A 6,025-nucleotide genomic window follows, 5' to 3' on the forward strand; every position below is an offset into this window, starting at 1 on the left:
GTCTGTGATCTGGTCTTCCGGGAAGAAGTGATCGTTTTCCGGCAGGTAACCGGCAATCACACGCTCAAGGGTCTCGAGGTTGTGCCCGTGCTGGGCCGAGATCGGCATGATCTGCGCGTTCGGCAGCTGTTCCTGCAACCAGGTCAGGTGCGGCATCAGTTCAGCTTTGTCTTCGATGCGGTCCGTCTTGTTCAGCGCCACGATCAACGGACCGGTCACGTACTGGACACGCTCGAGGACCATCTGGTCTTCGTCGGTCCACTTGGTGCGGTMAACGACGAAGATCACTACATCGACGTCTTTCAACGCCGCCGATGCGGTCTTGTTCATGTAGCGGTTCAGCGCTTTTTCGCCACCCTTGTGCATGCCCGGGGTGTCGACGTAGATCGCCTGAACGGCGCCTTCGGTCTTGATACCCAGCATGTTGTGGCGGGTGGTTTGCGGTTTGCGCGAGGTGATCGCCAGTTTCTGACCCAGTATGTGGTTCAGCAGCGTGGACTTGCCCACGTTGGGACGGYCGACGATGGCAACATAGCCACAGCGAGTTGCAGTTGAATCAGTCATTGCCATTCTCCACACCCAGGGCAATCAGTGCTGCAGCGGCCGCTACCTGTTCGGCAATACGACGACTCACACCCTGACCTCGGCTTTTTTCATTCAGTAAGGTGATTTCACATTCGACGAAGAACGTCCGGCAATGTGGCTCACYCTGGATATCCACCACTTCGTAACGTGGCAGCTCACAACCACGCGATTGCAGGAATTCCTGCAGGCGGGTTTTCGGATCTTTGTTGGTGTCGACCAATGTCAGGCCTTCGAACTCRCCGGCCAGCCAGGCCAGCACGCGCTCGCGCGCCATGTCCATGCCKGCGTCRAGGTAGATCGCRCCRATCARSGCTTCSAGGGCATCGGCCAGAATTGACTCGCGACGAAAACCGCCGCTTTTCAGTTCACCGGAGCCCAGGCGCAGATAGTCGCCCAGATCGAAACCGCGAGCCAGTACGGCCAGGGTCTCGCCTTTCACCAGGCGTGCTCGCAAACGCGACAACTGGCCTTCACGCGCCAGCGGGAAGCGATCGAACAACGCCTCGCCAGCGACGAAGTTAAGGATGGCATCACCGAGGAATTCCAGGCGTTCGTTGTTACGCCCGGCAAAGCTGCGGTGAGTAAGGGCCAGGACCATCAGATCCTGATCCTTGAAGGTGTAGCCGAGCTGACGCTCGAGACGGCTTAAGGAGACGCTCACGGTTTACCCACGCTGAGTTCGTGGTTGGATTCCACCGCCATCGCCGAGAGTCGGCGCAGGCCTGGGACAATTAACGCTGTGTTCAAAAATTACGTCCTGAATATCATTGGCTTCATGCTAACGGTGCCGATTGTGTCGGTTCCAGAAAAGCATTCGGCGCTGTGTTCAACAGCGCCGTGTGTGATTACTTGATCAGGCCAACCCGCGAAAAATTCGGCAGGTGACTGAGTTTAGGTTCCGGCCAGCTCATCCAGACTGCGAAGGCCTTGCCGACGATATTCTTGTCGGGAACCATGCCCAGCAGATCCTTGGGAATACTTGGATCATCCCAAAAGCGACTGTCGTTGGAGTTGTCGCGGTTGTCGCCCATCATGAAGTAGTGCCCGGCCGGCACGGTCCACGAATGATCCGGCGCAGCGCGATAGCGGCTCATTTCCTTGCGGATCAGGTGCTCGGCAGCGCCGAGCTTTTCCTTGTAGAGCTCAGCACTGCCCAACGTGCCCGGCTCGGAGCCAACCATTTGTTCGGCAATCGACTCGCCGTTGACGAACAGACGCTTGTCAGCGGTATAACGAATCTTGTCACCCGGGAGGCCAATTACTCGCTTGATGTAATTGACGTTCGGATCGCTCGGGTAGCGGAACACCATCACATCGCCACGCTGTGGATCACCCACTTCGATGACTTTCTTGTCGATCACCGGCAGGCGGATCCCGTAAGAAAACTTGTTCACCAAAATGAAGTCGCCTACATCCAGGGTCGGTTTCATCGAGCCGGAAGGAATCTGGAACGGTTCCACCAGGAACGAACGCAGGACCAGCACGATGAACAACACCGGGAAGAACGACTTGCCGTATTCAACCAGCAGCGGCTCTTTGTTCAGCTTCTCGACCACCACCACATCAGGCTGGCTGACGCTGCCCTGATAGGAGGCAATGGCAGCACGCCGACGCGGCGCCAGGAAAACCAGATCGAGCAACGCCAACAGGCCGCAGACGAACACGGCGATGACCAGCAATAGCGGGAAATTTAGTGACATAGGACCTAACTATCCAACCTGAGCACTGCAAGGAAGGCTTCCTGTGGAATTTCCACGTTGCCGACTTGCTTCATGCGTTTTTTACCGGCCTTTTGCTTTTCAAGCAGCTTCTTCTTACGACTAACGTCACCGCCGTAGCATTTGGCCAATACGTTCYTTCTGAGAGCCTTGACGGAGGTTCGCGCAATGATCTGCCCGCCAATGGCGGCCTGGATCGCGACGTCGAACATCTGGCGCGGAATCAGTTCTTTCATCTTCTCGGTCAACTGGCGACCTTTGTAGTGCGCGTTATCCTTGTGCACGATCAGCGCCAGGGCGTCGACCTTGTCACCGTTGATCAGCACGTCCAGTTTCACCAGACTAGCCGATTGATAACGGTCGAAATGGTAATCCAGCGAAGCATAACCACGGCTGGTCGATTTCAGACGGTCGAAGAAGTCCAGGACCACTTCGTTCATCGGCAAATCGTAGGTCACCTGAACCTGGGAACCGAGGAACAACATGTCGTGTTGCACGCCACGCTTTTCGATGCACAGGGTAATGACGTTGCCCAGGTGCTCTTGCGGCACAAGAATATTGGCCCGCACGATCGGCTCACGCATGTCTTCGATCGAGGACAGGTCCGGAAGCTTCGACGGGTTATCGACGTAAATCGTTTCACCGGTTTTCAGCAACAGCTCGAAGATTACTGTCGGCGCCGTGGTGATCAGGTCCAGGTCGTACTCGCGCTCCAGGCGCTCCTGGATGATTTCCATGTGCAGCATGCCGAGGAACCCACAACGGAAGCCAAAGCCCAGTGCGTCGGAGCTTTCCGGGGTGTACTGCAGGGACGAGTCGTTGAGCGTGAGCTTTTGCAGGGCTTCACGGAAATCTTCGAAGTCGTCGGAGCTGACCGGGAACAGACCGGCGTAGACCTGCGGCTGAATGCGTTTGAAACCCGGCAGCACGTCGACGTCTGGCGTCGTGTTCAAGGTCAGGGTGTCGCCCACTGGCGCACCGTGAATGTCCTTGATGCTGGCAATGATGAAGCCCACTTCACCGGCTTTCAGGTCAACGGTAGGGGTGTGTTTCGGGTTGAAGACACCGACGCTGTCCACCAGGTGGATCTTGCCGGTGGATTTGACCAGGATCTTGTCGCCCTTCTTCACACGGCCTTGACGCACGCGTACCAAGGAAACAACGCCCAGGTAGTTGTCGAACCAGGAGTCGATGATCAACGCTTGCAACGGATCTTCGTAGTTGCCGGTCGGCGGTGGAATGGTGGCGACCAGTCGCTCGAGCACTTCGTCGACGCCCAGACCGGTCTTGGCCGAGCACTCGACCGCATCGGTGGCATCGATGCCGATGATTTTTTCGATTTCTTCTTTGACGCGGTCCGGATCGGCCTGTGGCAGGTCGATCTTGTTCAGGACTGGCATGACTTCCAGGCCCTGCTCGATCGCCGTGTAGCAGTTGGCGACCGACTGCGCTTCAACGCCCTGACCGGCATCGACCACCAGCAACGCACCTTCACAGGCCGCCAGCGATCGGCTGACTTCGTAGGTGAAGTCAACGTGGCCCGGGGTGTCAATGAAGTTCAGCTGGTACTTGATGCCATCGCGAGCGGTGTAATAAAGGGTGACGCTGTGGGCCTTGATGGTGATCCCGCGTTCACGCTCCAGGTCCATGGAGTCCAGCACCTGGGCTTCCATTTCGCGCTCGGCAAGGCCGCCGCACATCTGGATGAATCGATCAGCCAGCGTCGACTTGCCATGGTCAATGTGGGCGATGATGGAGAAATTGCGGATATGACTCAAATCACTCACGGATCAACACTCAAAAAGGCTGCAGGCATAGCCCGCCGAAAAATAGCCGGGAATTGTACCTGATCCACGGCGCAAGCGTCACGTTTGCAGGTCAGACGGGAGGCACAAAAACGCCCCGGTCTTGCGACAGGGGCGTTTTGGGTGACCGGCAAGGCCAGGAAAAACCCGTATTCAGCCGGCCCGGCGCAACAGCCAGACACCTGCCAAGGCGCAGACACCGGCCGGTACCAGCACCGCAAACAGCGGCGAGAAACCGAACACCAGGCTCGAAGGCCCTAGCAAATCCTGGACGATACGGAAGGTAAAGCCCACCAGAACACCGGTGAACACACGCTGACCGAGGGTTACCGAGCGCAGCGGACCAAAGATGAAGGAAATAGCCATCAGCACCAGCGCGGCAGTCACCAGAGGCTGCAACACCTTGACCCAAAACGCCAGCCAGTAGCGGCCATTGCTCAAGTCCTGGTCAGCCAGATAGTGGATGTAACTCCACAGACCGCTGATCGACAGCGACTCAGGCGCCATTACCACGGTGTCCAGTAACTGAGGGCTCAAGGCAATTTCCCAACGCTCGACAGGGGCAGTGACCACTTCGGTGCTCTTGTCATGGAATACAGTGGTCGTGACGTCGCTGAGCTGCCAGTGATCCTTGTCGAACTCGGCACGCTTGGCGAAACTCGCCGACAGCATGTGCCGCTCTTTGTCGAAGCGATAGCGGGTCACGCCATATAGAAGGCCATTGGGCTGCACGGAGTTGACGTGAATGAACTCGTCGCCCTGGCGGTGCCACAGGCCGTGCTTGGCGCTTTGCGCATCGCCGCTGCCCTGAGCCAGCGAGCGGTTGGCTTGTGCCGTGACTTCGGTGGCCGGCGCAACGTACTCGCCGATCAGCACACCGACCACCATCAGGACCAGCATCGGCTTCATCACCGCCCAGACAATTCGACCGATCGACACGCCAGCGGCGCGCATGATGGTCAGTTCACTGTTGCTGGCCAGGCTGCCGAGGCCAATCAGGCATCCGATCAGCGCCGCCATTGGCAACATGTCGTAAAGACGGCGCGGAGCCGTCAGCAAGACGTAACTGGAAGCATCCAACAGGGTATAGGTGTCGCTGACTTCGCTCATCTCGTCGATGAAGGAGAACAGCGTCGCCAGGCCGAGAATGATCCCGAGTACCGCCAGGATTGCCATAAATACGCTGCTGCCGATGTAGCGATCGAGCTTAACCACGAGCCACCTCCAGTGCGCTGCGGCGACTCGCCATCTTCAAGCGCAACGGCTCCCAGTAAAGCAGCCCGAGACCGATGATCAGGAACACCCCGTGAACCCACCACAACCCGAGGGCGGGCGGGATCTTGCCCTTGTCGAGGGCACCTCGCGCGGCAATCAGGATAGTGAGGTAGGCCATATAAAGAAGAATCGCCGGCAGCAGCTTGAGGAAACGCCCCTGTCGCGGGTTGACGCGGGCCAGCGGCACCGCCATCAGGGTCACGATGAACACCAGCAATGGCAGGGACAGACGCCATTGCAGCTCGCCATGCGAACGAGCGTCATCGTTGTCGATCAAGGAGCGGGTGCTCATTGCATCACGATCGGTCACTTCGTCGCTGACATCCGGTTTTGGCAACAACACCCCATACTCGTCGTATTTGATCGCCCGATAGTTGGCCTGCCCTGGATTACCGTCATAGCGATAACCGTTGTCGAGGATCAGGTAGCGGTTACCGTCCGGACGAATTTCCTGGCGGCCTTTCTCGGCCACCAGCACGGAAATCCCGCGATCCTTCTGGTCGGAGTTGGTGTTTTTCTGCGAAATGAACACACCCGCCAGGTTCACGCGATCATCGGTCAGTTGCTCGGTATAGGTCACCCGAGTACCGTCACGCAATGCCTGGAAGCGACCCGGTTCCAGGGTATCGAACTCGGTAAGTG

General features: G+C 57.9%; 6 protein-coding genes. All 6 read right to left on the reverse strand.

Annotated elements, in window-relative coordinates:
• A partial coding sequence (gene era / locus AC1DRJ_RS17495; RefSeq protein WP_477803259.1) for a GTPase Era occupies window positions 1–564 on the reverse strand: 564 nt, incomplete at its 3' end.
• Complete coding sequence (rnc, locus tag AC1DRJ_RS17500; protein ID WP_477803260.1) at window positions 557–1,246, reverse strand: ribonuclease III; 690 nt, start codon at window positions 1,244–1,246, stop codon at window positions 557–559. The genes era and rnc, both read right to left, overlap by 8 nt.
• A gap of 184 nt (window positions 1,247–1,430) precedes the next feature.
• Window positions 1,431–2,285, reverse strand: coding sequence for a signal peptidase I (lepB, locus tag AC1DRJ_RS17505; protein ID WP_477803261.1), 855 nt, complete (start codon window positions 2,283–2,285; stop codon window positions 1,431–1,433).
• Between the two features lie 5 nt (window positions 2,286–2,290).
• On the reverse strand, window positions 2,291–4,090 hold the full coding sequence (lepA, locus tag AC1DRJ_RS17510) for a translation elongation factor 4 (RefSeq protein ID WP_477803262.1): 1,800 nt from the start codon (window positions 4,088–4,090) through the stop codon (window positions 2,291–2,293).
• A 171-nt stretch (window positions 4,091–4,261) separates the two neighbouring features.
• Window positions 4,262–5,323 (reverse strand): LPS export ABC transporter permease LptG, encoded by a 1,062-nt coding sequence (gene lptG, locus AC1DRJ_RS17515; RefSeq protein WP_477803263.1) that lies wholly within the window; start codon window positions 5,321–5,323, stop codon window positions 4,262–4,264.
• A partial coding sequence (locus tag AC1DRJ_RS17520; protein ID WP_477803264.1) for an LPS export ABC transporter permease LptF occupies window positions 5,316–6,025 on the reverse strand: 710 nt, incomplete at its 5' end. The genes AC1DRJ_RS17520 and lptG, both read right to left, overlap by 8 nt.

Source organism: Pseudomonas sp. P5_B2 (genome assembly GCF_056400445.1).

Coding starts and splice junctions, on each gene's coding strand:
- lepB (WP_477803261.1), bottom strand. CDS start 2,285: ATGTCACTAAATTTCCCGCTATTGCTGGTCATCGCCGTGTTCGTCTGC.